This is a genomic window from Hymenobacter setariae (genome assembly GCF_007713685.1).
Lineage (GTDB): Bacteria > Bacteroidota > Bacteroidia > Cytophagales > Hymenobacteraceae > Hymenobacter > Hymenobacter setariae.
This window is the reverse complement of sequence record NZ_VMRJ01000003.1, coordinates 874,625-901,043: the sequence shown is the minus strand read 5'-3', so window position 1 is coordinate 901,043 and position 26,419 is coordinate 874,625. Positions and strand designations below refer to the sequence as shown.

24 protein-coding genes are annotated in these 26,419 nt (G+C 58.2%); 23 read left to right on the top strand and 1 reads right to left on the bottom strand.

Translation table 11 applies throughout. From position 1 onward, the window contains the following. Window positions 1–149 precede the first annotated feature (149 nt). The 14 genes from FNT36_RS14880 (at window position 150) to FNT36_RS14815 (ending at window position 16,517) form a co-directional block, all read left to right on the top strand. Window positions 150–1,034: a cell division protein FtsX gene (locus FNT36_RS14880; RefSeq protein ID WP_144849189.1), complete on the top strand. Its 885-nt coding sequence runs from the start codon at window positions 150–152 to the stop codon at window positions 1,032–1,034. A gap of 130 nt (window positions 1,035–1,164) precedes the next feature. Continuing rightward, on the top strand, window positions 1,165–1,503 hold the full coding sequence (locus FNT36_RS25925) for a DUF3098 domain-containing protein (RefSeq protein WP_144849186.1): 339 nt from the start codon (window positions 1,165–1,167) through the stop codon (window positions 1,501–1,503). 190 nt (window positions 1,504–1,693) lie between these two features. Further along, window positions 1,694–2,524, top strand: a complete 831-nt coding sequence (locus tag FNT36_RS14870; RefSeq protein ID WP_144849183.1) for an undecaprenyl-diphosphate phosphatase — start codon at window positions 1,694–1,696, stop codon at window positions 2,522–2,524. Then, the gene (truB, locus tag FNT36_RS14865) at window positions 2,521–3,369 is read left to right on the top strand and encodes a tRNA pseudouridine(55) synthase TruB (protein WP_144849180.1); all 849 of its coding nucleotides are present in this window, start codon (window positions 2,521–2,523) and stop codon (window positions 3,367–3,369) included. Before FNT36_RS14870 ends, truB begins: the two co-directional genes overlap by 4 nt. 21 nt (window positions 3,370–3,390) lie before the next feature. After that, window positions 3,391–4,341, top strand: a complete 951-nt coding sequence (locus FNT36_RS14860; protein WP_144849177.1) for a bifunctional riboflavin kinase/FAD synthetase — start codon at window positions 3,391–3,393, stop codon at window positions 4,339–4,341. Between the two features lie 43 nt (window positions 4,342–4,384). Next, a complete protein-coding gene (locus FNT36_RS14855) occupies window positions 4,385–5,629 on the top strand; it encodes a carboxypeptidase-like regulatory domain-containing protein (protein ID WP_144849174.1) in 1,245 nt (414 codons plus the stop codon). Window positions 5,630–5,926: 297 nt separating this feature from the next. Continuing rightward, window positions 5,927–7,147 (top strand): carboxypeptidase-like regulatory domain-containing protein, encoded by a 1,221-nt coding sequence (locus FNT36_RS14850; RefSeq protein WP_233635937.1) that lies wholly within the window; start codon window positions 5,927–5,929, stop codon window positions 7,145–7,147. Window positions 7,148–7,522: 375 nt separating this feature from the next. Then, window positions 7,523–9,466 (top strand): WG repeat-containing protein, encoded by a 1,944-nt coding sequence (locus tag FNT36_RS14845; protein WP_233635936.1) that lies wholly within the window; start codon window positions 7,523–7,525, stop codon window positions 9,464–9,466. A 44-nt stretch (window positions 9,467–9,510) separates the two neighbouring features. After that, on the top strand, window positions 9,511–10,206 hold the full coding sequence (locus tag FNT36_RS14840; protein WP_144849165.1) for a CoA transferase subunit A: 696 nt from the start codon (window positions 9,511–9,513) through the stop codon (window positions 10,204–10,206). A gap of 140 nt (window positions 10,207–10,346) precedes the next feature. Further along, entirely contained in the window at window positions 10,347–11,642 is a 1,296-nt protein-coding gene (locus FNT36_RS14835) for a serine hydrolase domain-containing protein (RefSeq protein ID WP_144849161.1), read from the top strand. Between the two features lie 145 nt (window positions 11,643–11,787). After that, window positions 11,788–12,456, top strand: coding sequence for a 3-oxoacid CoA-transferase subunit B (locus FNT36_RS14830; protein WP_144849158.1), 669 nt, complete (start codon window positions 11,788–11,790; stop codon window positions 12,454–12,456). Window positions 12,457–12,607: 151 nt separating this feature from the next. Beyond that, window positions 12,608–13,759 (top strand): acyltransferase family protein, encoded by a 1,152-nt coding sequence (locus tag FNT36_RS14825; RefSeq protein ID WP_144849155.1) that lies wholly within the window; start codon window positions 12,608–12,610, stop codon window positions 13,757–13,759. A gap of 273 nt (window positions 13,760–14,032) precedes the next feature. After that, window positions 14,033–15,766, top strand: a complete 1,734-nt coding sequence (locus FNT36_RS14820) for a bifunctional GNAT family N-acetyltransferase/carbon-nitrogen hydrolase family protein (RefSeq protein WP_144849151.1) — start codon at window positions 14,033–14,035, stop codon at window positions 15,764–15,766. A gap of 79 nt (window positions 15,767–15,845) precedes the next feature. Continuing rightward, window positions 15,846–16,517 carry an energy transducer TonB gene (locus tag FNT36_RS14815; RefSeq protein WP_233635935.1) on the top strand — a complete coding sequence of 224 codons (672 nt, stop codon included), beginning with the start codon at window positions 15,846–15,848 and terminating at the stop codon, window positions 16,515–16,517. 35 nt (window positions 16,518–16,552) lie between these two features. Here FNT36_RS14815 and FNT36_RS14810 read toward each other — a convergent pair whose 3' ends face one another. After that, window positions 16,553–17,314: an RDD family protein gene (locus FNT36_RS14810; protein WP_144849146.1), complete on the bottom strand. Its 762-nt coding sequence runs from the start codon at window positions 17,312–17,314 to the stop codon at window positions 16,553–16,555. A gap of 96 nt (window positions 17,315–17,410) precedes the next feature. Here FNT36_RS14810 and FNT36_RS14805 point away from each other — a divergent pair, with 96 nt between their 5' ends. The 9 genes from FNT36_RS14805 to FNT36_RS14765 all read left to right on the top strand — a co-directional run bounded on the left by FNT36_RS14805 (window position 17,411) and on the right by FNT36_RS14765 (window position 26,371). Then, window positions 17,411–18,376 (top strand): stage II sporulation protein M, encoded by a 966-nt coding sequence (locus FNT36_RS14805; protein WP_144849143.1) that lies wholly within the window; start codon window positions 17,411–17,413, stop codon window positions 18,374–18,376. 34 nt (window positions 18,377–18,410) lie between these two features. After that, entirely contained in the window at window positions 18,411–19,361 is a 951-nt protein-coding gene (locus FNT36_RS14800; protein WP_144849140.1) for a hypothetical protein, read from the top strand. Between the two features lie 43 nt (window positions 19,362–19,404). After that, window positions 19,405–20,181: a DUF4129 domain-containing protein gene (locus FNT36_RS14795; protein ID WP_233635934.1), complete on the top strand. Its 777-nt coding sequence runs from the start codon at window positions 19,405–19,407 to the stop codon at window positions 20,179–20,181. Between the two features lie 26 nt (window positions 20,182–20,207). Then, window positions 20,208–21,281 carry a glycosyltransferase family 4 protein gene (locus FNT36_RS14790; RefSeq protein ID WP_144849134.1) on the top strand — a complete coding sequence of 358 codons (1,074 nt, stop codon included), beginning with the start codon at window positions 20,208–20,210 and terminating at the stop codon, window positions 21,279–21,281. A 15-nt stretch (window positions 21,282–21,296) separates the two neighbouring features. Further along, complete coding sequence (locus FNT36_RS25920) at window positions 21,297–21,524, top strand: four helix bundle protein (protein WP_317129616.1); 228 nt, start codon at window positions 21,297–21,299, stop codon at window positions 21,522–21,524. 161 nt (window positions 21,525–21,685) lie between these two features. After that, complete coding sequence (locus tag FNT36_RS14780; protein ID WP_144849131.1) at window positions 21,686–23,065, top strand: DUF4350 domain-containing protein; 1,380 nt, start codon at window positions 21,686–21,688, stop codon at window positions 23,063–23,065. 205 nt (window positions 23,066–23,270) lie between these two features. Further along, a complete protein-coding gene (locus FNT36_RS14775) occupies window positions 23,271–24,350 on the top strand; it encodes an AAA family ATPase (RefSeq protein ID WP_144849128.1) in 1,080 nt (359 codons plus the stop codon). Between the two features lie 129 nt (window positions 24,351–24,479). Next, entirely contained in the window at window positions 24,480–25,025 is a 546-nt protein-coding gene (locus FNT36_RS14770) for an NADAR family protein (protein WP_144849125.1), read from the top strand. Next, window positions 25,022–26,371 (top strand): DUF58 domain-containing protein, encoded by a 1,350-nt coding sequence (locus FNT36_RS14765; RefSeq protein ID WP_144849122.1) that lies wholly within the window; start codon window positions 25,022–25,024, stop codon window positions 26,369–26,371. Before FNT36_RS14770 ends, FNT36_RS14765 begins: the two co-directional genes overlap by 4 nt. Window positions 26,372–26,419 lie beyond the last annotated feature (48 nt).

The following is a 26,419-nucleotide window of genomic DNA, read 5'->3' as shown; positions in this document are numbered from 1 at the left end:
GCTGCAAGCACTACTGGCTCACCCCGGACGACTATCGCACCGAGCAAACCCTACGCGACAAGCTCGACTACCTCATGCCCAGAGTCGGAACTGAGTATACGGTTACTTTTAGCTGACCACTTAAGCTTGGCGCTGTACCTTTGCGGCCTATGCCGAAGCGCCGCAAAAAGAAACTTGGCTCCTACCCTACCCCGCTGGTCGTGTTCAGCATCACGCTGGCGCTGGTGGTTATTGGCCTGTTTGGCCTGCTACTGCTGCACGCGCACAAGCTGAGCGAGCAGGTACGCGAAAACTTGGAGGTGCAAGTGTACCTAGAGCGCAACCTGCCCGAAACCGAGCTGCTGCGCTTGCAGCAAGACCTAGAGCACCAGCCCTACGTAGCCGTGAAGGACGGCCGCGCCCAAATTCGGTTTGTGAGCAAGGAGGAAGGCGCTCGGCAACTGCTCGAAAGTACCGGCGAGGACTTCCGCACTTTCTTAGACGACAACCCGCTGCGCGATGCCTACGCCCTCAAGGTTCGGCCCGAGTACACCGATACCATGCACCTGCGCCAGCTAAGCCGCAGCCTGAGCAGCCAGCGCGGCGTATTCGAGATTCAATATCCTAAGTCGTTGTTTGACAGCATCAACCAGAACCTGACTAAAATTAGCTTGCTGCTGGTGAGCTTTGCGGCAGTGCTGGTGCTGGTGGTGGTTATTCTGATTAATAATACTATCAAGCTGGCCTTATTCTCGCAGCGGTTTTTAATTCGCTCGATGCAACTGGTGGGCGCGACCCGGTTCTTTATTCAGCAGCCATTTCTCAGGCGGGCTACGTGGCAGGGATTTGCCAGCGGGGGGCTAGCAGCCCTGGTGCTGGTGGCGCTGCTGCAGTATGCCTACCTCGAAGTGGAGCAACTGAAGCTGCTGCGCGACGACCGCCTTATTGCGCTGCTGCTGGTGGCGGTGGTGGGCCTAGGCACCATCATCGGTTTCTTAAGCTCATACCGCGCCGTCAATAAATACCTCGGCGTCTCGCTCGACGAACTGTATTAAGTTAATTGTCAATGGTTAATTGTTAATTATTAATTGCTAACGACTGAGTAAGCCTTGCTACGCAATATCCTCAAATAGGCTTCTAAGTCATTACTAATTAACAACTAACAATTAACAATTAATCACTACTATGCAACCAACCACTCCGGCCCCGCGCTTCGCTTTTGGCCCCCGCAACTACCGCCTCATGTGGGCAGGACTGGCCGTGCTGGCCGTAGGCTTCATCACGATGATGCTCGATGGTGCCCAGTACGGCGAGGGCTTCCTAGGTCTCACGCTGGGGCCCATCTTGTTGGTAATCGGGTTTATCATCGAGTTTGCGGCCATTTTGGTGCGCAGCAATCCTAGCCAAGAAGTGCCCGTGGCACCGGTGCACCCCGGTGTGGCTGCGCCCGTAGTGGCGCCCACAGCGGCGGCCCCGGTAGTGCCCCCGCCCGCCCCGGCCAAGCCTGCTTACAAGCGGCTCTAACTGCATTCCTACGTCCTACCCTACTTGTAAGTGCGAGGAGGAATGGCGAAACAACTTTTCCTTGACGTTCAGGTTAACAAGCCCACGTGACGGACGAGTTGTTTCGTCATTCCTCCTCGCGCTACTAGGCACTACCTTTCTCGCTCCTACCCGCTCCTTACCAACTACTTACTTCACTCACTACTGCTACATGACTTACTGGCACGCGCTGCTGCTGGCCATCGTGGAGGGAATCACCGAGTTCCTGCCCGTTTCCAGCACCGGCCACATGATTATCGCCTCCCAGCTGCTGGGCATTCCGGCCACGCCGTTTACCAAGCTCTTCCTGGTGGTTATTCAGCTTGGGGCTATTTTGTCGGTGCTCGTGGTGTACTGGAAGCGCTTTTTTCAAAGCTTCGATTTTTACTTAAAGCTGCTGGTGGCTTTTTTACCTATCGTAGTGGTAGGCTTGCTGCTCAAAAAGCACATCGATGCCCTGCTTGAGTCGGTAACCACGGTGGCCGTGATGCTGCTCCTAGGTGGTGTGGTGCTACTGTTTATCGACAAGTGGTTTCCGCAGGAGGACCCCAAGGCGGGGGGCCACCCAGTTACCAACCCCAGCTTCAAGGAAGCTCTATTTATTGGTTTGTTTCAATGCATTGCGGTGGTGCCCGGCGTGAGCCGCTCAGCAGCCACCATCATCGGTGGCCTCAGCCAGAAGCTGACGCGCCGGGCGGCGGCCGAGTTTGCCTTCTTCCTAGCCATGCCTACGATGGCAGCGGCGGCGGTGAAGGATATTTACGATTATTACAAAGAGGCGCACGCCCATGGCGTCGAAATCAGCCAGTTGTTTTCGAGCCAAGAAGTGAAGCTGCTGTTACTCGGCAACGTAGTGGCCTTCGTGGTAGCGCTGCTGGCTATTCGGCTGTTTGTGGGCTTCGTGGCTAAGTACGGGTTTCGGGCATTTGGCATCTACCGCATTCTGGTAGGCGGCTTCTTGCTGCTGCTACTCGGCCTAGGGGTAAATTTGCAGTTAGTATGAGTAAGAAAGCATTAGCTGATTTTGACTTCGAAGCGGGCGAGGTCCTGCTCCTCGATAAGCCGCTGACCTGGACCTCATTTGACGTGGTGCGCAAGGTGAAGAACACGTTGCGCCCGCGCAAAATAGGCCACGCCGGCACCCTCGACCCTTTGGCTACGGGCCTGCTCATCTTGTGCACTGGCAAGAAAACCAAGGAGATAGACCAGATTCAGGCGCAGGAGAAGGAATATGAAGGCACTTTCCGCCTAGGGCAGACCACGCCTAGCTTCGACCTCGAAACGCCTGTAGATGCCGAGCAGCCCTATGCGCACTTGACCGAAGCCCAAATTCAGGCGGCAGTAGCTACTTTTCTAGGTAAAATCGAGCAGATTCCGCCCGTTTTTTCGGCTGTGAAAGTAGATGGCCAACGCGCCTACGAGCTGGCCCGCAAGGGCGAGCAAGCCGAAATCAAGGCTAAGACCGTTGAAATAAAAGTTTTTGAACTGACGCGCATTGTGCTGCCCGACATTGACTTTCGGGTGGTGTGCTCGAAGGGCACCTACATCCGCAGCCTGGCCCGCGACCTAGGTGTGGCTTTAGGCTGCGGCGCGCACCTCACGCGATTGGTGCGCACCCGCATCGGCGAGTACCGCCTGGCCGACGCCTGGACGGTGGCCGAGGTGCAGGCCCTGCGCCCGCCCCGCCCCGAAGCCGCCGACGGCGCGGCGCCCCCCCGCCAGCGGCGCGAGCGGTTAAAGCCCGCCCGTGCAGGCCTCGACTTCTACGCCACCCAGCAGGCCGACCGTGCCCCCGCGGCGGGCCCTGACCTGCCGCTTCACCCGGAGGAAGCTACGCCTTCGGCCTAATTAGCTAGCGCTGCGCACCTTATGCAAGTTATTCGCGACCTAGCCGACTTCCCCTTTCTTACCAACGCCGTGGTGACGAGCGGCACCTTCGATGGGGTGCACCGCGGCCACCAGCGCATTTTGGCCCGGCTGCGGCAGGTGGCCGATGCCGTGGGTGGGCCAGCAGTGGTTATCACCTACTGGCCGCACCCGCGCCTGGTGCTGGGCCCACCGCCCACCCACCCCGAGCTACTAGAGCTACAGCTGCTCAATACCCTCGACGAGCGCATTGTGCGGCTGGCCGAGTTCGGGGTCGATTACTTGCTGGTAATGCCCTTCACCCGCGAGTTTGCGCAGTGGACCTCGGAGCAGTACATCCAGGAAATTTTATTGAAAGCAGTAGGCGCCAAGCATTTGGTCATTGGCTACGACCACCGCTTTGGCAAAAACCGCGAGGGGGGCTTCGAGTACCTGAGCCAGCACGCGGGCCGCTATGGCTTCACGGTAGAGGAGATTCCGCGCCAAGATGTAGACGCCGTAGGCGTGAGCAGCACCCGCATCAGGCAGGCACTGCGCACTGGCGACGTGGCCACCGCCACCCGCTACCTAGGCTACGAATATCCACTTACCGGCACGGTGGTGCACGGCCAGAAGCTAGGCCGCACCATCGGCTACCCCACTGCCAACTTGCAGCCCACCGAGGCGCTGAAGCTGGTGCCTGCGCAAGGCATTTATGCGGTGTGGGCCACCACGGCAGCTGGCACGCGGCATCAGGCTATGCTCAGCATTGGGGTGCGGCCCACCATTGGGGCCGGCTTGGCGCAGACAGTAGAAGTGAATCTGCTTGATTTCAGCGGCGATTTATACGACCAGCAGCTGACGCTGGAATTCGTGGCTTGGCTACGCGGCGAAGAAAAATATGACGGACTAGATGCGCTAACGGCCCAGCTGGCGTTAGATGCGCAGGCTACACGTGCCGCCCTGGCCCAGTAGTTGCTATTCTCCTCCTTATTCTTTTACGCTTTAGGTACTGCTTATGCGCTATTTGCGACTAGTTATCCTCCTGAGCTGCTGGCTGGGAGCGGCTTCGGCCGCCCGCGCCCAGGGCCGCATCACAGGTGTGGTGCAAGACTCCGTGACGCACGAGCCGCTGGCCTTTTCCAGCGTTTTCCTGGCCAACACCACCCTAGGGGCCACCACTAATGAGAACGGCGCCTTCGTGCTGGAGCGGGTGCCCAAGGGCACTTACGACATTGTGGGCTCCTACGTGGGGTATAAGTTGTCGAAGCAAAGCATCACGGTCACGGCGGGCGCTACTGCCCCAGCCGTGACGCTGCGGCTGACTTCGTCGGGGCCGCAACTGGCCGAAGTGGTGGTGAAAGCTGACGCTCATCAGGAAGATAACTATCGCAAGTTCATCGACTTGTTTGTGGGAAAAACCACGTTTTCCAAGCAGTGCCGCATCACCAATCCCGAAGACGTGGATGTGGATTTCAACGACACCACGAAGACGCTGACCGCCACCACGCCCAACTTTGTGCAGATAGAAAATAAGGCCCTAGGGTACCGCATCAAGTACTACGGGCTGCGCTTCGACTATAATACTGAGAGCGAGGCCACGGGCTTCGATGGCCAAACAGTCTTCGAAGAAATGAAGCCTAAGGACGAGCAGCAGCGCCGGCAGTGGGCCGCCAACCGCGTGGCCGCCTACAACGGCTCGCTCACGCACTTTTTGAAGAGCGTGTACGACAACCAGGTGAAGGAAAATAACTTTTTGGCCCAGCAGGTGCGCCTGGTGCAGCCGCTTCGCGCCGTGCGCGGCGAGCAGGCTTTGAAGCAGAAAAAAGGCGCCTTCACGGCTGCCGACCGCGATTCGATGCGGGCCTGGGACGAACTGCCGGCTGTGGCCCAGCTCAACCCGGCGGCTCGGCCCATCGATAGCCTGCGCCGAGTATCGGCCGATGGGCGCACGTTTTTGCGCTTCACCAACGAGCTGCAAGTCGTTTTCTTTGGCGAAGCACCCGACCCCGGCTACACGCAGCCCATGTCGCCAATTGGACCAATCAGCGCCAAGTCGCCTACTAAGCGGCAGGTGTCGCGCCTGACGCTGCTGGCACCCGAAACCGAGATTCAGCCCAATGGCACGCTCGCCAACCCGCTCGACGTGGTGAGCGGCGAATACTGGGGTTTCCAGAAAATTGGCGAGTTTTTGCCGCTCGACTATGCACCGCCCGTGGCAGCGGCGGCAGCAACGCCCGGCACGTCGGCTGCGAAGAGGTAGCTGTAGCGTATCATAGCCAAACGCCTTGGCGGGGTGACCTAAGGTCGCCCTGCCAAGGCGTTTTTGCTTAAGAGTGCTTATGAGCAACTAAGCATAAAACTGACCGCAGTGGCTTCGTAGGCCGCAGCAGGTATCGGGCTGATGGTGCGCCGCGTGGGCCGGGCGTGGCCGTAGGCGAGGCTCAGCCACAGCCACTCGGCTACGAAAGCCGTAAAAACGTAAGCTGACTCGTTCGGTATGCAAACGCCCTTGGACTTGGTTTCCGCCGGAGTTATTCCACCCTGCTTCTTCCCAAACGTGCGCCTTCGCCTTGCTTACTTATTGCTGTGGCTGCTGCCCGGACTAGCCGTCGCCCAAAGCAGTCTCAGTGGCACTGTGCGCGATTCGCTCACGCAGAAACCGCTGCCGTTTGCCAGTGTGTTTCTGGCTAATACTACGATAGGGGCTACCACCACCGAGCAGGGCACTTTTACATTTGAGCGCGTGCCGGCGGGCAGCTACGATATAGTGGCCTCTTACGTAGGCTATCGACTAGCTAAACAGTCTATTACCGTGGGGCGAACACCGCAACAGCTGGCACTAGCGCTGGCCCCAACGGGTGCTCAACTTGGCGAAGTAGTAGTGCGGCCACGCCCCAACAAACCTAGCGATTATCAGCGATTTAAGGAGCTCTTTTTGGGCTACAGTACATTTTCGCAGCAGTGCCGCATTCACAACCCCGATGATGTATTGGTTGACTTTGACCCCAAGACGACTGAGCTAACGGCCGCTGCCCGCAACTACGTGCAAGTAGATAACCAGGCCCTAGGTTACCGCGTGAAGTATTACGGCCTGCGCTTCACTTGCAATTTCACTGAGCAGGTCGTCACATTCTATGGTCAGCCGGTATTTGAAGAAATGACGACGCGCTCGGCGCGCCAGCGCCGCCAGTGGGAGGCCAACCGGGTGCGGGCCTACCTAGGCTCGCCCACGCATTTTTTTCGGAGCCTGCGCGACAGCCAGCTCACGGCGCAGGGCTTTGTGGCTCGGCGGCTGCGCATCGTGTCCAACCCGCGCTTTGCCCGTGCCGATAGCTTGCGCCAAGCGTTGCTGCGGCAGCGCCGCGCCTACTCGGCCGTCGAGCAAGACTCGCTAAAGCGCTGGGCTGGCGTGCCGCCCAGCTTCGCTATGCTCTATATGGCGCCTTTGCACGTTGATAAGTTGCGCCGCGTGGCAGCCGATGGCCAACGGGTATTTTTGCGTTTTCAGGACCAGCTGCAAGTGACGTACCTGCTCGCCGGCCCCGACGCCAACTACCGCCTTCAGCCCTCGCGGTATGCGCGCGGCCCCGCGCCGCCTCTACCCCAAGACCGGCAGGTGTCACAGCTGATACTGATGCAGCCCGAGGTGGAGATTGAGGCCAATGGCCAATTGGCAAATCCGCTGGCCATATTCACCGACGAGTATTGGGGGTTCGAAAAAATGGGAGAATTTCTGCCCGTCAACTACCTGCCTCCCGCACCCTCCCCCAACCCATGATACCTATGGCACGCGGGCTGACCTGTCTAGTATCGCTGATAGTATTATCCTGATAACAGGTAGCATATCCAAAAATATCTTGGCGGAGCCGCTGTACTTAGAGATGCGCGGCTCTCTGCGCCTAGGTAGCAGGTGTTACGATTACCGCTGTTAGTAAGCAAGGCCGGATAACAGCCCAACAGCTAGCTAATAAATCCTCTGCAGCGAGAGGATGAGCAAGTTTTACCTTTGCTTTATCAGCCAACGGGTAGTTTTAATGAGGCTGGGCAGGTGAGAATAGTCACTTGTTTTCCATAACGCCGCATGCTCTTTCGTAAATTGCTTTTCCTCGGCTCGTTGCTGAGTGCTCACGTTACCGCCTGTCAACCAATAGCTTTGCCTCAAGCGCTAGGCCCTACGGCTGTATTAGGCCAGCCGGGGCAGTGGCAAGGACCAGTAGCCGCCGTAGCTGCGGCATCACAAAAAATTACGGCCCGCGTGGTGCCCTTTTGGCAAGGTGGCAAGTACGGGTTGCTGACTCCGCAGGGCCGGGTAATACTGGCCGCCACGTCTAGCTTCATGCCACAGCCCGTATCGCGCAGCGGGCATGTGTGGGCGGCAAGTGCACCGGCCGGCGCCGCTGGGCGGCTGGTGCTGCTCACCGACAGCGGGCGGGTGCTGGGCTACTTCGAGCAGGCCCAGCCAGCAGGCGGCCGCTGGGGCTGGGTGCAGGCCCTAGGTGCCCGCCACACCATTACGTTATTCGACTCGGTAGGATACCTACTGCGAGCCACGCCATATGGCAAGCTGGAAGAACCGCATGAAAATCTGCTGGTGATGGCGCTCCCCGACTCAACCTTGCCTGGTACCAGCGGGGCAGTGCTGCCGGGCCGGCGCGGCCTCCTAGACCAGCAGGCCCGCGAAGTGGTGCCGCCGCGCTACCGCTACCTCGCAAGCTTTAGCCACGGCTACGCACCCATTGCCGAAGACCGCGGCCCCCGCCAGCCTCTCCGGCACGGCGTGCTCGACCACCAGGGCCACGAACACTGGCTGGGCACCACCGGCAGCGAGGCCGCACTCCGCTACCAGGGCGGCTTCTTCAGCGGCTACTCCAATGATAAAGGAGCCGCTATCGCCCTAGGTATCGATGGGCAAGTGCTGGTACCTTACACGGCCGGGCTGTCGCGCATCGAGCGCACCCAATCTGGTGCTCCCGGTGGGCTGATTGAGGTGCGTGGGCAAGACCGCTCGGTGCTCAACCAGCGCCGCGAAGGCTGGGGCCTCTACGATACGCTACTGCGCCCCACCCTACCCCCACGCTACCAAGGCCTGCGCGAAGGCACCCGAGACTGGATAGTATTCGAGGACTTTGCGGCCACCGGGCTGGGGGCCCCCGACCTGCCCCGCAAAGGCGCTGCCTGGCATGGGCGCTTGGCGGTGCCGGCTACCTACTCCAACGTCCAGATTACTCCCGATGGCCGTTTTGCGCTGGCGGGCGGATGGCAGCCCGACACGCGCACGGTGGTGTATGCCTTGTCGGAGCGGGGCGGGCCGCTACGCCTTTTACCAGGCTACACCGCTGTCAACTACCTAGGCCATGGGGTGCTGGCCGTGCAGCAGGGTGGCCGCTGGGGCCTACTGCGAACTGATGGCCAAGTGCTGCGCCCATGCCGCGACGAGCAGCCGCTCACCGAGTTGCAGCAGGGCCTCTACTTCAGCCAGGGACCGGGCCCCTGGAACTTACCCCTGGCCGACACGTTGGGCCGGGTGGTATTGCCAGCTGGGAAGTACGAAACGGCAGCCTGCTTTACGCCTACCCTGGCCTGGGTGCAGCAGCAAGGCAGCTACGGCATCTGCAACTTGCGCACCGGCCAGGTAGTGGTGCCGCCGTGCCTGGCCGAACCGCCGCGCTCCCTGACCGGGGGCTCCTACTGGGGCCACACGACCGATGGCACCACCCTGATAGGCCACGATGCGGAGCCGCCCATCCGCATTGCTGGCAGCGACTTTCAACCTGTCAGTATTCAGTGGCCCTACCTAATAGCGGGAATAAAAGGCCGTAATGACTGGCAGCTTTATAATGGGCAAGGCCAACTGTTGAGCACCGAGGTTACGCGCCTAGAGGGCAGCTTCCGGAACGGGGTTATCTGGGCCGGTAACGCGGCTGGGCGCTACGCCCTGCTCGACACGCGTGGCCGAGCGCTGACGCCCTTTCGCTACCAGCTTATTATGGACCTAAGGCAAAATTGGGCACCGTTTGGGGGCGGGCTGGGGCTCGCCCGCACCGAGGCTGGCACCACGGTAGTAGTAGACTGCTTTGGCCGGGAGTATGCCTGGTAGCACATTCGCCGTTCTAACTTGCCGACCCATTTCCCATCCAACCCATGATAAACAAAGTAGTGCCCGACGCCCAAGCCGCCTTGGCCGGCGTCGCCGATGGCATGACCCTAATGCTCGGCGGCTTCGGCCTGTGCGGCATCCCCGAAAACGCCCTGGCTGAGCTGCTGCTCCTAGGGGTCAAAAACCTGACTTGCATCTCCAACAACGCGGGCGTCGATGACTTTGGCATTGGCAAGCTTCTGCAAACCAAGCAGGTGCGCAAGATGATAAGCAGCTACGTGGGCGAAAACGCCGAGTTTGAGCGCCAGCTGCTGAGCGGCGAGCTGGAGGTAGAGCTGATTCCGCAGGGCACGCTAGCCGAGCGCTGCCGGGCGGGCGGCGCCGGCATTCCGGCCTTTTACACGCCCGCCGGCTACGGCACCGAAGTGGGCGAGGGCAAAGAAAGCCGCGAGTTTAACGGTAAGATGTACCTGCTCGAAACTGCCCTGCGCGCCGACTTTGCCCTCGTGAAAGCCTGGCGCGGCGACACAGCCGGCAACCTCATCTACCGCGGCACGGCCCGCAACTTCAACCCCATGATGGCCACGGCCGGCATCATCACCGTGGCCGAGGTAGAGGAGCTGGTACCCGCCGGCGAGCTTGACCCCAACCAGATACACACGCCGGGCATTTTCGTGCAGCGCATTTTTCAGGGCAAAGACTACGAAAAACGCATCGAGCAGCGCACGGTGCAGGCGTAAACGACCGTGTTTGTTTACGTTCGTCATACAGCGCTTAGCGAAGTTGCTCGCGTGACGCAGTAGATTAATAACGTTCGCAAACGTCAGCACGCGAAGTGCTTCGCTGCGCGCTGCATCACAGATAAGACCTTGTTCATACTATGAAAAATCTATTCTTTTCCCTTCTACTCCTAGGTAGCACCCCGGCGTTTGCCCAGATGGCTAAGCCGGCCGTGTTGCACGAGGCCCCGCCCACGGCGGCTGGCGTAAGCGCCGAAAAGCTGCACGACCTCGACGCGCTGCTACAAGGCTACGTGAGCGACGGGCGCGTGCCGGGCGTCATTGCGCTGGTGGCCCGCGATGGAGATATAGTGTACCGCAAGGCATTTGGGTACAGTGACGTAGCAACCAAGACACCGCTGCGCCCCGACGCCATCGAGCGCATTGCCTCGCAGACCAAGGCCGTCACGAGCGTGGGGCTGATGGAGCTATACGACCAAGGCAAGTTTCAGCTCGACGACCCTATCTCGAAGTACTTGCCCACGTTTGCCCACCCGCGGGTGTTGGCCACCTTCAATCCCAAAGATTCGAGCTATACCACGGTGCCGGCTCGCAGCGAGATTACCATTCGGCAACTGCTGAGCCACACTTCGGGCATCGGCTACGCGGTTATCGGCACGCCCGAGGCGCGGGCCATTTATGCCAAGGCGCACATTCCGAGCGGGGTGGGTTCGCCGGCCGGCACCCTAGGCCCTGCCATCGACGCGCTAGGCAAGCTACCGCTGTTCAACCAGCCCGGCGAGCGCTTCACCTATGGCTTGAGCGTGGACGTGCTGGGCCGCCTGATTGAGGTGCTGAGTGGGCAGCCGCTCGACCAATACCTGCGCGCTCATGTGTTTGACCCGCTGGGCATGCGCGACACTTACTTCTACCTGCCCGCCGACCGGCACAGCCGGCTCGTGCCGCTTTATACTGAGTACCAGGGGCGCACCGTGGCCATGCCCGCCACCGGCATGCTGGGGCTGCGGCCCGATTTTCCAACTCAAGCGGGCACTTACTTTTCGGGTGGCGGGGGCCTGTCCTCCACCATCGACGACTACGCCGTGTTTCTGCAAATGATGCTGAACGGCGGCATCTACAACGGCCACCGCCTGCTGAAACCCAGCACCGTGGTTCTGATGACGCAAAACCAGATTGGCGACGTCAACCAGGGCCTCAACAAGTTTGGGCTGGGTTTTAGCATTGTAACGCCTGCCGGCGCGGCCCAAACCGGGCAGTCGGTAGGCAGCTACGAGTGGGGCGGCGCTTTTGGCACCGATTACTGGGTTGACCCCAAAGAGCACCTAGTAGTGCTACTTTACACCCAAAAATTTCCCCACAACAACACGCCGGATATGGTGCCTCGCTTCCGCAAAGCTGTGTACGCCGCCCTGGCCAAGCGCTTGGCGGCAAAATAATTACATCTTTTCACGGTCGTCATGGGGCGCAAAGTATCCCGCGTGCTGCCGTTAACAAATGGTAGCGTTTACTGCGCCAGGCGAAATGCTTTGCTACGCGCTGCATGGCAGCTGTTTTTAACCTTCTTCCTTACCATCCCCACCCATGCCTTTAGACAAACACGGCATTGCGCGGCGCATCGCGCAAGAAGTGCCCAATAACTCCTACGTCAACCTAGGCATCGGCATTCCGACGCTGGTGGCCAACTACATTCCGGCGGGCATCAATGCGGAGCTGCAAAGCGAAAACGGCCTGCTCGGCATGGGTCCCTTCCCGACCGAAGCCGAGGTAGATGCTGACCTCATCAATGCCGGCAAGCAGACGGTGACCACACTACCCGGCTCTAGTCTGTTTTCATCGGCCGACTCATTCGGCATGATTCGCGGCGAGCACGTCGACCTTACCATCCTAGGGGCTATGGAAGTAAGTGAGCGCGGCGACATCGCCAACTGGAAGATTCCGGGCAAAATGGTGAAGGGCATGGGCGGCGCCATGGACCTGGTAGCCTCGGCCAAAAACATTATCGTGGCCATGCAACACGTGGCCCGCGACGGCAGCAGCAAGCTGCTACCCAACTGCACGCTGCCCCTCACTGGCTTGCACTGCGTGAAGAAAATTGTGACCGAACTAGCTGTGCTTGATGTCACGCCCGACGGCTTTGTGCTGCGCGAGCGGGCGCCCGGCGTAAGCGTAGACCAGATTAGGGCGGCTACGGCGGGCCGGCTAGTGGTGCCCATGCCCGACGAGGCCGTACCTGAAATGCACGGCGTATAGCACTAGAATTAGCCCGCCGAAGACAGCCGGGGGACTGCATCACCTTACTAGATTATCCTAAGCACTTGCGCCGAGTCAAGCTGTACCTTGCAGCCTTGGCTCGGCGCAAGTGCTTAGCATCGGTGCATCCTGCGTTAGCTCTAGTATTCCTATGACAAGTTTGATAGCAGCCCCAGAAAACAAAGTTTCTGCCGCATTCACGGATACCAAGCCGCACTACACCATCCTTGATGGCCTGCGGGGCGTGGCAGCAATTACGGTGGTGTGCTTTCACTTATTCGAAGCCTACGCAACCAGCCATGTAGACCAACGGATAAACCACGGGTATTTGGCGGTCGATTTCTTTTTTATTCTATCGGGCTTTGTTGTGGGTTATGCTTACGACGACCGATGGAGCACCCTGACTATCAAGGCGTTTCTCAAACGCCGATTTATTCGCTTGCACCCGATGGTTATAATGGGGGCCATCATCGGCGCGGGCATTTTTTACTTTCAGGGCTGCGCTGCCTGGGATGTTTCCAAAGTATCGGGCCCTAGGTTGCTTGTCGCCACACTATTAAACGCAGGCTTAATCCCGGCCGCTCCCAGCTTCGAGATTCGGGGCGTTGGCGAGATGTTTCCTTTGAATGGCCCAAGCTGGTCGTTGCTTTTCGAATATATCGGCACCCTCCTGTACGCGCTTTTTCTTCGCAAGCTTCCGACCAAAGCGCTGGCAACCTTGGTGCTAGCTGCCGGCTGCGGCCTGGCTGCCTTTGCCATCTGGGGGCCCTACGGCGATATCTGCGTCGGCTTTGCGCTGACCCCAGACAATATGCTGGGCGGCTTTTTGCGGCTGCTTTTTTCATTTTCGGCCGGCTTGCTGCTATCGCGTGTGTTTGTGCCTGTTAGAGTAAAGGGCGCCTTTTGGCTGGGCGGCTTGGCGATTGTTGTGCTAGCCGCGATACCACGAATTGGCGGCAGCGAACACCTCTGGCTGAACGGCTTATATGATACCCTTTGCTGCGTCGTATTCTTTCCGTTGCTAGTATACCTAGGTGCTTCCGGCAAGACTACGGATAGTGCGACAACCCGCGTGTGCAAGTTCCTAGGCGACATTTCTTACCCTTTGTACATGGTGCATTACCCATTCATCTACTTGTACTACGCGTGGGTTAAGAACAATAATCTCACCTTCGAGCAATCTTTCCCTGGTGCCGCCGCGCTCGTTATCGGCTCTATCTTACTGGCTTACTTGTGCCTGAAGCTGTATGATGAGCCTACGCGCAAATTTTTGACAAAGCGCCTTTTACGAACGCAGCCTTAGTTTTTGCTGGGCCTTTACAAAACTCCCCTCCCGCGCCTACTCCCCTATCGCTATGCGGGTGACGCAAACTGCCCAGGCCGCAAGTAACCTTCTGCACCTATCGGCTCGTTTAGCTGTTGTAAAGCCCGTTGGCCCTAGCCAGCGGGCTTTTTTAAGGGTAATTTTGACCTAGGTAGCGATTTTAGCTGCTGGCTGCTAGCTAGGTGCTTAAAACTTTACAAAAAGCTAACAACGTACTACTTGGCTTCTTGCTACTGCATTTTTAGTTAATTTATGGCTACTTCTTCCGATACCGTCAACAAAGCCACACCCGGCGGCACGCATCACAAAAAAGGCAACAAGCTGGGTCCGGCTACGGCCGCTATTGACGAGCGCTTGACCCCCACTGCCGTACCGGCCCACAAGCTGGTACTTCGCCAGCTACGCCGCAATGATTTTAAGCCTATCAAGGCCATCATGGAAAAGGTGTACTCCAATATGGAGGGCGCTTGGTCGCAGGACGAATACAATGCCCTGCTGCGCAAGTTTCCGGAGGGCCAGATTTGCATCGAGGACAATGGACAGGTGGTAGCCGCTGCGTTGGCTATTATCGTGGACTACAGCAAGTTTGGCGACAAGCATACCTACGCTAAAATCACGGGCAATGGCAAGTTTGACACCCACGACGCAGAAGGCGACACGCTCTACGGCGTCGATGTTTTTGTGGACCCCGAGTACCGCAGCCTGCGCCTAGGTCGCCGCCTCTATGATGCCCGCAAAGAGCTGTGCGAGAACCTAAACCTGCGCGCCATGGTGGCTGGGGGCCGTATTCCCGGCTATGCCGCCTACGCCAACGAGATGACGCCCGCCAAGTACGTGGAGATGGTGCGCAACAAAGAACTGGTTGACCCCATCCTCACCTTCCAGCTCTCCAACGAGTTTTATGTGCGCAAGATTATCCGCGGGTATCTGCCTTATGACTCAGAATCCAAGGCTTATGCCACGCTGCTAGAGTGGATTAATGTGTATTACGACGAGGAGTTTGACAAGCTTATTGGTAACCCCAAGTCGAACGTGCGCATTGGCATTGTGCAGTGGCAGATGCGCGCCACCAAGAGCCTAGAAGACTTCTTTCAGCAAATCGAGTTCTTTGTAGACACCGTGAGCGGCTACAAGGCTGACTGTGTGCTGTTTCCGGAGTTTTTTAATGCTCCCATGATGGCGCTCGTCAATGAGGAGTCGGCGGCAGCTTCTATCCGGGGCATGGCGGCTTTTACCGAGCCTATCAAGACGCGGATGATGGAGCTGGCGGTGAGCTACAACATCAACGTCATTGCGGGTTCGATGCCAGTTTACGAAGATGGCAAGCTATATAACGTTAGCTACTTATGCCGCCGCGATGGTACTGTAGACGAGCAGTATAAGCTGCACGTAACGCCCGACGAGGCCAGCTACTGGGGCATGCGCGGGGGCGACAAAATCAAGTGCTTCGACACCGATTTTGGTAAAATAGGCATTCTGATTTGCTACGATGCGGAGTTCCCCGAGCTAAGCCGCATTCTGAGCGATGAGGGCATGAAGATATTGTTCGTACCCTTTTGGACAGACACCAAGAACGCGTACCAGCGCGTGCGTATTTGCGCCCAGGCTCGCGCCATCGAGAATGAGTGCTATGTGGCCATCACTGGCTCGGTAGGCAACCTGCCTAGGGTCGAAAATATGGACATTCAGTACTCGCAGTCGGCTGTGTTCAGCCCCAGCGACTTTGCCTTCCCGCACGATGCCATCGTGGCCGAGGCCACGCCTAATACGGAGATGACGCTCATCGCCGACCTTGACCTCGACCTGCTGAAGGACTTGAACACTAGCGGCGCCGTGCGCAACCTGCGCGACCGCCGCAAAGACCTGTACGGCCTGAGCTGGGTGAAAAAAGCCGATTCTGCCCGCGACGAAGAGTTGCTGGCCCAAGGCGAAGAACGCCAGCCAGCAACTAAGCTCAGCCGCCGCAAGGCTATTGCAGCCGGGTAGGGCCTAGCGGCTCATTTTCAAGTGTGTTACATAGGGTAGGCTGTACTTTTACAGCCTACCCTTTTTGTTGGCACGCACTATGTTGATGAAGTACTATGCCACGACACTTTTTCTGTTATTGGTCAGCACATTATCTTTTGGTCAGATTGTCAATATTGCTACCAAGTTCGAGCGAGGTACCCTTACCAAGGGGCAGCCGACGGGTATCTGGAACTATCTGGATGAAACGGGTCAGCTTGAGTTGCGCATGAACTACGATTCAAGACGCATTAACTATCGCCGGCCCGATACAGCACGCTATGAGTTGCGCATCAACGATACGTGGCAACTAGTGCACCCAACCCGGGCTCCCGGCTTGCTAGGCAGCCGCGCTGCCCGCCGCCAAGAGTTGAGCAAGGGGCTTCGGTATCCTGTTGCAGCATTGCAGGAACATAGGCAGGGAGACGTGTTAATCTCTTACGTAGTACAGCCCGATGGAAGTACTAGTGATTATACTGTATTGAGTAGTTTGTCACCAGCCTGCGACCAAGAGGTATGGCGGATGCTACAGCAGCTGCCTAGCCGCTGGATTCCGGCTATTTACCTAGGGCAAGCTAGGGCTGCCCGCTTTTATTTACGGGTGCACTTTGAAACGGCAACCGCCCGTAGCCTTGATGAATACAAAAAAACGCATACTCAGGCGGCAGCCCCGCTTTCAGGTCCATTTACAGACGCCGTTACTGTTACGGCCATAGCCATTGAGCGGCGCTAATTCTTGCATCCAGCCAAGCCCTAGGTCTTTCCTTTTTATGCAGTGGCTGCTAGGTGCGCGTGGTCGCGCAGCACGGTGCGCAAAAATGCTTCGTCGGACATATTGCTTTGCACGTGCAGCAGTCCTTTTATTTTATTGGCTGTTTCGTTGAGCAGCACGTAGTTGCCGTGTTGTAGGCTGCGGCTCAGCAGCTGGTGCAGCAAAGCCACATCGTAATCGCTAAGGTCGGCCGCCTGCGGAAACACCGGCTGGTAGTCTTCGGGTAGTGGCGGCCCTAGGTCGGGTAGCACACTGGTAGGCGCCTTGGTACTCACAACGGTGGTGCCGGCGGCCATGTCGCCTAGGCGCTGGCCTTTGCCATTGACGGCAATGGTGATGATGGCCACCAAGCCGCCCGCGAAGGGTAGATACAAATCGACAAGGCGCAGCAGCCAGCGCAAAAAATAGTCGCCTAGGCGCGGAGCGGTGCCGTCGAGGCGCACCACGCGCAGGTGGCGGGCCTTTTTGCCCAAGCTTTGGCCATTGAAAAAGATTTCGCTGGCCAAGCTGTAAAAGACGAAAGGCGCTACGATACAAGCAATAATAATGATGGCGATGATGCCTGCAGCGCTACTCCAATCTGTGGGCTCGTGGCTGCCCGCATCAGAGTCTACGCTTCGGAAAATAAGGCCCCACAGCACGGCCCAGGCCACCAGCACCAAGGAGTCAATTAGGGTGGCCACGATGCGGTCGCCGATGCTGCCGACCTCATATTCGAGGGTGACATTTTGCGTGGTATGAATGCGAATAGTAGCCATAAAGTAGCCGGAAGTAAATAGGTCCGAAAAATACACCGGGCAGCTTTAGCTGCCACCAGCGGCTGCCTACCTTTAAGGCCTAAACCTTGCCGACTTATGCGCGAAGCCGCTTTTCTGCGCCAAAATCAAGCCCGCTGGCAGCAGTACGAAACCCAGCCACCGGCTAGTCCCGACGAGCTGGCCGCTCGTTTCATTAGCCTCACTGACGACCTGGCTTACGCGCAAACTTTTTACCCGGCCTCGTCCACTACGGCCTACCTCAATACTCTTACTAGCAAGCTCCACCAGTCGCTGTATCGCAATAAGCCCGAACAGCGGCACCGGCTGGCGCATTTTTGGGCCACGGAAGTGCCGCTGGTAGTGGCCCGGCACCAGCAGGCACTGGCCTGGGCCTGCGGGCTGTTTTTACTGTTCACGGCCCTAGGTGTCCTGTCAGCGGCCTACGACCAGAATTTTCTGCGTGTAGTGGTGGGTGATGAATACGTAAACCAAACGCTGCACAACATTCGCAAGGGCGACCCAATGGCCATTTACAAGTCGGGGCCTTCGTCGCTGATGTTTATTGGCATTGGGACCAATAATCTGCTGGTGGCCTTGCGCACGTTTGCCCTAGGGCTCACGCTAGGCATCGGCACGCTGCACTCGCTGTTTGTGAACGGGGTGATGCTAGGCGGCTTCCAATATTTCTTTTACCAGGAGCATGTGCTACTGCCTTCGCTGCTCACCATTTGGATACACGGCACGCTCGAGATACCGAGCATCGTGTTGGCGGGCGGAGCAGGGTTTATCCTAGGCGGCGGGCTATTATTTCCGGGCACTTACTCGCGGCGCGAGTCATTGGCCCGCGCTGCCCGCGACGCCGTGAAGCTCGCCCTAGGGCTAACGCCGGTTATTGTAGTGGCAGCTTTTCTAGAAAGCTTCGTGACGCGCCATACCGAGATGCCGGTGGCCCTGAGCTTAACTATTATCGGCGGCTCAGCAGCCTTTATCATTTGGTACTTTGGCATTTACCCGCGCCTGGTGCAGCGGCGTGCGGTGCTGGTCGAGGCACCACTCAACTAAGCATATTTCTTCTTTTTAATACAAGTAGCTAGTTATGCGTAACACCTTTACAAAACCCGCCGACTTCTGGCAGCAGCGCGATTTTGGGCAGAAAATATCTGCCACTTTCGAGTTTATGGGCGCGCACTGGCGACCGCTGGGCCAGGTGCTGCTCTACTTGGCAGTGCCAATAGCCTTGGTGCAGGGCATCCTAGGTGCCGTGCTACAGTCGCAGACACTGAGCACCATTCAGCAGGCCGGCTATCGGTACTCGAGCGGGAGTGGCTATTTATCGGGCCGCTTTGCTGCGTATAGTACCATGCTGCAATCGCCGCTTTACCTGCTCAATAATGTAGTAGCCGTGGCCCTGCACGCAGTGCTCATTTTGAGCGTGTACGGCTACCTGCTATGCTGCGTGTACCCGGCTCAGGAAGACGCCTCCGTGACGGTAGCCGACGTGTGGGAAGTGGTGAAACGCCAGTTCCTTAGCACGTTTTTCTCGCTCTATGGCATCTGGATTCTCATTGCCCTTGGCCTATTACTGCTGCTGGTGCCGGGCATTTACTTAAGCGTAGTAGTTAGTTTGTTTTTTGTGGTAAAAGTGCTGGAAAACACAGGCTTCAGCACTACTATCAGCCGCTGCCTGAGCCTCACCAGTGGTAAATGGTGGTCAACCTTTGGCTTGATAGCCGTGATGCTGCTCATCATCTACTTCATGTTTGCCACCGTGGGTATTATGACGGCGCTATTTGGGGGTATCAATTCTCTACTGTTGAGGTCGGACGGTAAGTCATCGATGCTGGTAGTTCTCAGCGCTTTTTCGGGGCTGCTTTCGCTGCTACTGTATACGCCGGTGATGCTGGCCATCGCGTTTCAGTATTTCAACCTAGTCGAGCTCAAGGAAGGTGTAGGACTACGCTTGCTCGTCGATAAGCTAGGACAGGCCAACGCCCAACCGGAAGCGCAATCCAGCTATTTTCAGCCCGATGAAGAAGGCAGTTACTAGCGCCCACAGCTGCCGTAGACAGGGCCTGGCTAGTTGCCTAGTTTTGCTGCTGCTGGCCGGCTCGGTACTAGCTGCGCCCCAGCCGGGGCGGCGCGTGTGGCAGCGGCGTACCCCTCCCCCAGCCGATAGCTTGCTGGCCACGTCCCTCCCCGCCGACGCAGCGGCGCAGCCGCCCCTGCGCCGCCCGGCCGCCGCACGCCTGCAAGAGCTCAGCCAGCAGCACGAGTTTCAGTATACCGACGTGACGGAGACCCCAGCCAACCCTAGCCTATGGGACCGCCTGCTGAGCTGGATATGGGACCACCTCAGTCGGCTACTGGACACCCGGGGCGGCCATCTTGTTTGGAATACGCTGTGGTATGGCCTGATGGGTGCTACACTCATTTTTGCCGTGCTCAAGCTGCTGCAAGTCGACATTACCAAGGTATTTGGCCGCGCGCCGCGCGCGCTGCCGCTGGCCTACGAAATGGGCCAGGAGAATATTCATGAGCTGAACTTTGCCGACGCCCTGGCCCAGGCCGAGACGGCCGGCAACCTACGCCTGGCCGTGCGCCTAGGTTACTTGCAGCTCCTCAAGCAGCTCACCGACCGCGATTTTATTGCCTGGCAGCCCGATAAAACCAACCAGACCTACCTGCGCGAGCTGGCCGCCAGCCAGCCCACCGCCCGCCCCGCTTTTGCCGAGCTCACCCGGCAGTTTGAGTACGCTTGGTACGGCGAGCTGCCCGTGTCGGCCGCGCTCTACCAACGGGTGCGCGAAACCCAGCGCCAGTTTGGGCAGCAGCTCAGCGGCGCTGGGCGGGCTGCCCACCTGACCTAGGGTGCTCCTGGGCACCGTCTTTTACTATGCCGCTTCCCCGTATTATTCTTGATTGTGAGCCGCTAAAGGACCGCGACAGTGGCTTCAGCCACTTTGTGGTGCCGCTGGCCCACGAGCTGATTCGCCAGAACTACCGCTACCGCTTGTTTTGCTACGTGCCGCCCGCCGAAGTGGGTGGCCTTGGGCGCCGGGGCGTGCGCTACCTCACGCAACGCAGCTTTCATAAGTACTTCAACCCGCCCAGCTACACTTACCGGCTGTGGCACGCCACCTCGCAGCTCAGCTGGTACGTGCCCACCAGCCCCTTTACCAAAGTGGTGCTAACGGTACACGACCTAAACTTTCTGCACGAAAAACCCGACGAGCGCACCTACAGCCGGCAGCTGGCGATGGTGCGCCGCAACATCAAGCGGGCCGACTACCTCGTGACGATTTCGGACTATGTGCGCCAGGACATTTTGCGCCACGCCGACTTATTGGGCTATTCGCCTAGCACGCCCCTGCGCTACGTGCGGCGCGGCGTAGAGGCGCTGGCCCCGCTGCCGGCCGGCTACGCCCCAGCCTACGCACCGCGGGGACCCTTTCTTTTCGGCCTAGGCTCCATCAATAGCAAGAAGAACTGGCACGTGCTGCCGCCACTACTGCAAGGCACTAACTACGAATTAATTATTGCCGGCAGCTTTGCTGAAGGCGACTATGTGCAAACCATTAAAGCGGCAGCCGAGCAAGCGGGGGTGGCCGACCGGGTACACATTCTCACGCGCATCAGCGAGGCCGACAAAACCTGGTATTACCAGCACTGCCTGGCCTACTTGCAGCCCTCACTGGCCGAGGGCTTTGGCCTGCCGGTGGTCGAGGCCATGCAGTTGGGCAAGCCTGTATTCTTGAGCCGCCTCACGTCGCTGCCCGAGGTAGGTGGCGCGGCGGCTTACTACTTCGATGACTTTTCGCCAGCCACCATGCAGCAGACGCTGAAGACTGGCCTGGCGCAGCATTCACCGGCCCGGTCGGCGCAGGCCCAGGCGCAGGCGGCGCAGTTTAGCTGGGCGCAGGCGGCAGCTGACTATCTAGCTATTTACCAGGAGTTACTTGGCAAATAGTGATTAGTGAATTACATGGCAGACAGTATTTTAAAAGTAAAAAGCTTCGCCTTTGCCATAAGAATAGTTCGGCTTTATCAGTACCTACGCGCTCACAAACAAGAATATGTGCTTTCAAAACAGCTTTTGCGCAGTGGCACTGCCATCGGTGCAATGGTCCGCGAAGCTGCTTATGCCGAGAGTAAAGCAGACTTCATTCATAAGCTCGCCATTGCGCAAAAGGAAAACAATGAAGCACTATAATGGCTCGAGTTACTAGCCAACACGGACTATCTAAGCCCAAGTCAAGCAGAAAGCTTGCACAGAGATGCGGTAGAAATTTTGAAAATGCTGACCAGCAGTATAAAAACTACCAAAGGCAGCCTCAACTAATCACTAACCTCTACTAACTAATCACTAGCAACTTGACTACTTTTCGCTGGTACATACTGGGGTTGCTGCTCTTGTTTGGGAGCTACGTGGCGCTGGAGTACTACCGCCCCAAGCCGCTCGACTGGTCGCCTACGCTCAGCAACAAGGATAAAATTCCGTATGGCACTTACGCGCTGTACGATGTTCTGCCGCAGGTGCTAGGCACCGACTCGGTGGCGAGCGTGCGCCTACCCATCTACGACCAGCTGCTGGGCACCGAGGAGCCCGACGCACGCCGCGGCCGCCCCACCAACGTCACCTTCACTCCTGACTCGGCAAACGACCAGTCAGAAGCTGATAGCGCAGCGACTGATGCTGCCCAAGACGAAGCCAACGACCAAGCAGCCGCCGAAACGGAAGCGGCCGCGACGCCCTTAGTCGCGACGCGGGCTAGCTACATTTTTATCAACCAAGGCTTTTCGGCTACCCGCCTCGAAACGGCCGCCCTACTGCGCTTCGTAGCAGTAGGCCACGATGTCTTTATTGCAGCCGAAGATTTTGGTTCTGGGCGCCAGGGCTTTCTGGCCGATACATTGGGCTTCCGAACCTATGAGGCCGACACAACCCGGCAGCTAGCCACGCCCCGCACCGACTCGGTAGGCGTGCGCCTGCTGCGGGGCCGACCGGGGCTACCTAGGGCCGACTTTTACTTCAAGCCGGAGGCAGCGGGCTATCGGCTGGCTCTTAACAAGCGGCGCCCGCACCGGGGCGCTACGCTCGCAGCCGACGCGGGTGGCCGGCCCGTGCTGGTGCGCATCGACCATGGGCGCGGGCATTTTTACCTGTGCTCGGTGCCGCTGGCCTTTGGCAACTACTGGGTACTGCGGCCTCGCGCTGCCGACTTTGCATTTGCGGCTCTCTCCTACCTGCCAGCCGGCCGCCCCGCTTGGTGGGACGAGTACCAGAAGCAGGGTCGCATAGGGGAGCAATCGACGCTTCGCATGATTATGGCGCACCCGGCCTTGCGCACGGCCTACTACCTCCTGCTGGTAACTGGGCTCTTATTTGTGCTGATAGAAGCACGGCGCCGGCAGCGCATTATTCCTACAATCAATCCCTTGCCCAATACAACCCTGCTTTTTACGCGCACCGTGGCAGGCCTTTACCAGCAAGGGCGCAACCACGCTCAGATTGCTGAAAAGAAGACAGCTCTCTTTCTGGATTACTTGCGCACCCGCTTTCACGAGCCTACGCCCGACCTAGGTGACGAAGCCTTCCGTGAACGCTTGAGCCAGAAAACCGGTGTGCCTAGACCTCGCATCGATGAGCTAGTGCGTCTCATCAACTTCGCTCGCACCGCGCCTGCCGTCACCGACCGCGAGTTGCTTATCTTGAGCCGCGCCATTCATGATTTTAAGCGCGAATCACAATAGAATTTCTTTTTGCACTTAGTAGCAAAATTATCTTTTTCTAATTTATAATTATTCAAATAAACTTACCGCTTTCACTTATAATAGATATTATCATCAACAATTTCACCTATAAGAAAGAGTTGTTATTTCACTTTATCAAGTAGCAAACCTTACCATATTCTCAGTCGCTGCCGCAAGCTACGCTAGCTTACAAACTTATCTTCCAATGGACCCCCAACCTCTCCACGAACCTACTCCCTTAGTTGCTCAAGATGCTGAGTTATCACCGGCCCTAGCTTCAGAGGCACCTACCAACACGGCGCCAGCTGACGCGGCTACGGGCTTTGTCCCACGCACTGACCTTTCGGCGCTGACCGGCCAGGTAGCAGCGGTGCGCCAGCAAATTGGGCAAGTTATTGTGGGGCAGCAAGACTTGCTGGAGCTGTTGCTAGTGGCGCTGCTCGCCGATGGCCACGTGCTGCTGGAAGGCGTGCCGGGTGTAGCCAAAACGCTCACGGCCAAGCTTCTGGCGCGCACGCTTGACGTGCCATTCAGCCGCATCCAATTCACCCCCGACCTGATGCCCGCCGACGTGCTGGGCACCAGCATCTTCCGGCCCGCGCAGGGCGATTTTGAATTTCGGCCCGGCCCCATTTTCGCCAGTGTGGTCTTGATTGATGAAATCAACCGGGCGCCTGCCAAGACGCAGTCGGCCTTGTTTGAGGTGATGGAAGAGCGCACCGTAACCCAGGATGGCACCGCGCACCGCATGACGGCGCCCTTTGTAGTGCTAGCCACCCAAAACCCTGTGGAACAAGAAGGTACCTACCGCCTGCCCGAAGCCCAACTCGACCGCTTTCTTTTCAAGCTAAATGTGGGCTACCCCACCCTAGCCGAAGAAGTGCAGATACTGCAAGGCCACCACAGCGGCTTTGGCGGTACGCCTTTGGAGAAGGTAAAGCCCGTGCTATCGGCCCAGGACTTAACCGCCTTGCGCCAGCAAGTGGGCCAGCAGCGTGTGGAAGCCAACGTACTGGAATACATTGCCAAAATCGTGGGTCAGACCCGCGCGCACAAAGCGCTGTACCTAGGGGCCTCACCCCGCGCCAGCCTGGCTCTGCTCAATGGTGCTAAGGCGCTGGCCGCCCTGCGCGGCCGCGACTTCGTGACACCCGAGGATGTGCAGACGTTGGCCGCGCCGGTGCTACGCCACCGCATCATGCTCACGCCCGAGCGCGAGATGGAAGGTGGCACGCCCGATGAGGTGGTAAAGGCGATAGTGCAGAGCGTGGAAGTACCTAGGTAGCGCCTAGGTCATCGCTGTCATGCGGCGCGCAGCGAAGCCTCTCGTGTGGCGCAGTATTCTCCAACATAAGCAAACGTCAGCACGCGAGATGCTTCGCTAGGCGCTACATGACAGACGTTTCTGATTAGTATGACTTACTCTCTTACTTGGCTCCTCAGCCAGCCGCCGGCCGAAACCAAATACCTATTCTTCTGGGGTCACACGCCGAAGCAGAAGGGCGTGGTAGATAAAAGCTGCTTTAGCCAGTGGTTTCCGGCTGCGTTTGAAGTAGCGGGCGATACCTATGCCACCGCCGAGCACTGGATGATGGCTGAGAAAGCCCGCCTCTTCGGCAACGACGAGGTGCGCCAGCGCATTCTGGCCGCTAAGCACCCAGCTGAGGCTAAGAAACTAGGCCGGGAAGTAGTCGGCTTCGACCCGCAGGTGTGGGATAAGCAGAAGTATGAGCTAGTGACGACGGGAAATTACTACAAATTTAGCCAGCATCCAGCGCTTAAAGAGTACTTACTAAGTACAGGCAGCCGGGTACTGGTCGAAGCCAGCCCAGTAGATGCCATTTGGGGTACTGGCTTAGCCGCCGACCACCCCGACGCCCAACTGCCGGCCCAGTGGCCGGGCCAAAATCTGCTAGGCTTCGCCCTGATGGAAGTTCGCGACCAGCTACGCCGCTCATGAGTCTTTTCCTACCGCTCCGCTTTTTCTACCTCTGCACAGGCCTCATTGCGGGGTTCGTCTTGGCATTTTTTCTGCCGTGGCTACTAGGGCCGGTGCAGGTGCTCCTAGGTGCCACCATCTTGCTCACGCTGCTCGATGCGCTGCTGCTGTACGCGCCGGGACAGGGCGGTGGCCAGCCGGTGTTTGGGCGGCGTGTGCTAGGCGACAAGCTCTCGAACGGCGATGAAAATGAGGTACAGCTGTACCTGGAAAACCGCTACCGCTTTGGCCTACAGGTGGACGTGATTGACGAGATTCCGCACCAGTTTCAGCGGCGCGACGTGTTATTTAAAACTAGCATTCAGCCGGGCCAAACGCAGGTGATTACGTATCAGCTGCGGCCCACTAAACGCGGCGAGTACGAGTTTGGAGCCTTGAACGTGTACGCGGCCTCACCCCTAGGGCTGGTGCGGCGGCGCTTCCGCTTCGACCAAAACCGCACAGTGCCGGTGTACCCATCATTTTTGCAGATGCGGCAGTACGAGTTGCTGGCCATCCATAATCGCCTCACGGAGGTGGGCGTGAAGCGCATCAGACGGGTGGGCCAGAGCATGGAGTTTGAGCAAACCCGGCCCTATGCCAGCGGCGACGACCCGCGCAACATCAATTGGAAAGCCAGCGCGCGGCGCGCTACGGGTGGCGGCAATGACACCCTGATAGTTAACCACTTCCAAGACGAGCGGGCGCAGCAGGTGTACTGCCTCATCGATAAGGGCCGCGTGATGCGCATGCCCTTCGAGGGCCTGAGCCTACTCGACTACGCCATCAATGCTACGCTAGTAATGAGTAACATCGCGCTCATCAAGCACGACAAGGCAGGGCTGGTCACGTTTTCGAACAAGCCCGGGGCCACAGTGCCCGCCGAGCGCCGGCCGGGCCACCTGCGCACCCTCTTGGAAGTGCTGTATCGGCAGAAAACGCAGTACCTCGAAACCGACTACGAGCGGCTCTACGCCACGGTGCGGGCCAAGATTAAGCAGCGCAGCTTGCTAATTTTGTTTACCAACTTCGAAACCCTACAGGGCATGCAGCGTCAATTGCCCTACCTGCGGGGCCTGAGCAAGGCGCATTTGCTGCTGGTCGTTTTCTTCGAAAACACCGAGCTGCGCACCTACCTCGACGCGCCGGCTGAGTCAACGGCGGACGTATACAACCAAACCATCGCCGAAAAATTTCAGCAGGAAAAGCGGCAGATAGTGCTGGAGCTGCAACGCTACGGCATTCAGGCCCTGCTGACGCCGCCGCAATTGCTGACGGTGAACACGATAAATAAGTACCTGGAATTCAAAGCCAGGGGATTGATATGAGTAATTTCCCACAGTGTTTCGCAGAAGTAAGAATAGGGTTTCGCAACG

Bases quoted from the DNA above. Each gene is read 5' to 3' on its own strand.
- FNT36_RS25920 (WP_317129616.1), top strand. From the start codon at position 21,297: ATGGCAGACAGTATTTTAAAAGTAAAAAGCTTCGCCTTTGCCATAAGA.
- FNT36_RS14790 (WP_144849134.1), top strand. From the start codon at position 20,208: ATGCCGCTTCCCCGTATTATTCTTGATTGTGAGCCGCTAAAGGACCGC.
- FNT36_RS14835 (WP_144849161.1), top strand. From the start codon at position 10,347: ATGAAAAATCTATTCTTTTCCCTTCTACTCCTAGGTAGCACCCCGGCG.
- FNT36_RS14860 (WP_144849177.1), top strand. From the start codon at position 3,391: ATGCAAGTTATTCGCGACCTAGCCGACTTCCCCTTTCTTACCAACGCC.
- FNT36_RS14840 (WP_144849165.1), top strand. From the start codon at position 9,511: ATGATAAACAAAGTAGTGCCCGACGCCCAAGCCGCCTTGGCCGGCGTC.
- FNT36_RS14880 (WP_144849189.1), top strand. From the start codon at position 150: ATGCCGAAGCGCCGCAAAAAGAAACTTGGCTCCTACCCTACCCCGCTG.
- FNT36_RS14810 (WP_144849146.1), bottom strand. From the start codon at position 17,314: ATGGCTACTATTCGCATTCATACCACGCAAAATGTCACCCTCGAATAT.
- FNT36_RS14800 (WP_144849140.1), top strand. From the start codon at position 18,411: ATGCGTAACACCTTTACAAAACCCGCCGACTTCTGGCAGCAGCGCGAT.
- FNT36_RS14815 (WP_233635935.1), top strand. From the start codon at position 15,846: ATGTTGATGAAGTACTATGCCACGACACTTTTTCTGTTATTGGTCAGC.
- FNT36_RS25925 (WP_144849186.1), top strand. From the start codon at position 1,165: ATGCAACCAACCACTCCGGCCCCGCGCTTCGCTTTTGGCCCCCGCAAC.
- FNT36_RS14820 (WP_144849151.1), top strand. From the start codon at position 14,033: ATGGCTACTTCTTCCGATACCGTCAACAAAGCCACACCCGGCGGCACG.
- truB (WP_144849180.1), top strand. From the start codon at position 2,521: ATGAGTAAGAAAGCATTAGCTGATTTTGACTTCGAAGCGGGCGAGGTC.
- FNT36_RS14775 (WP_144849128.1), top strand. From the start codon at position 23,271: ATGGACCCCCAACCTCTCCACGAACCTACTCCCTTAGTTGCTCAAGAT.
- FNT36_RS14770 (WP_144849125.1), top strand. From the start codon at position 24,480: ATGACTTACTCTCTTACTTGGCTCCTCAGCCAGCCGCCGGCCGAAACC.
- FNT36_RS14825 (WP_144849155.1), top strand. From the start codon at position 12,608: ATGACAAGTTTGATAGCAGCCCCAGAAAACAAAGTTTCTGCCGCATTC.
- FNT36_RS14830 (WP_144849158.1), top strand. From the start codon at position 11,788: ATGCCTTTAGACAAACACGGCATTGCGCGGCGCATCGCGCAAGAAGTG.
- FNT36_RS14870 (WP_144849183.1), top strand. From the start codon at position 1,694: ATGACTTACTGGCACGCGCTGCTGCTGGCCATCGTGGAGGGAATCACC.
- FNT36_RS14765 (WP_144849122.1), top strand. From the start codon at position 25,022: ATGAGTCTTTTCCTACCGCTCCGCTTTTTCTACCTCTGCACAGGCCTC.
- FNT36_RS14805 (WP_144849143.1), top strand. From the start codon at position 17,411: ATGCGCGAAGCCGCTTTTCTGCGCCAAAATCAAGCCCGCTGGCAGCAG.
- FNT36_RS14855 (WP_144849174.1), top strand. From the start codon at position 4,385: ATGCGCTATTTGCGACTAGTTATCCTCCTGAGCTGCTGGCTGGGAGCG.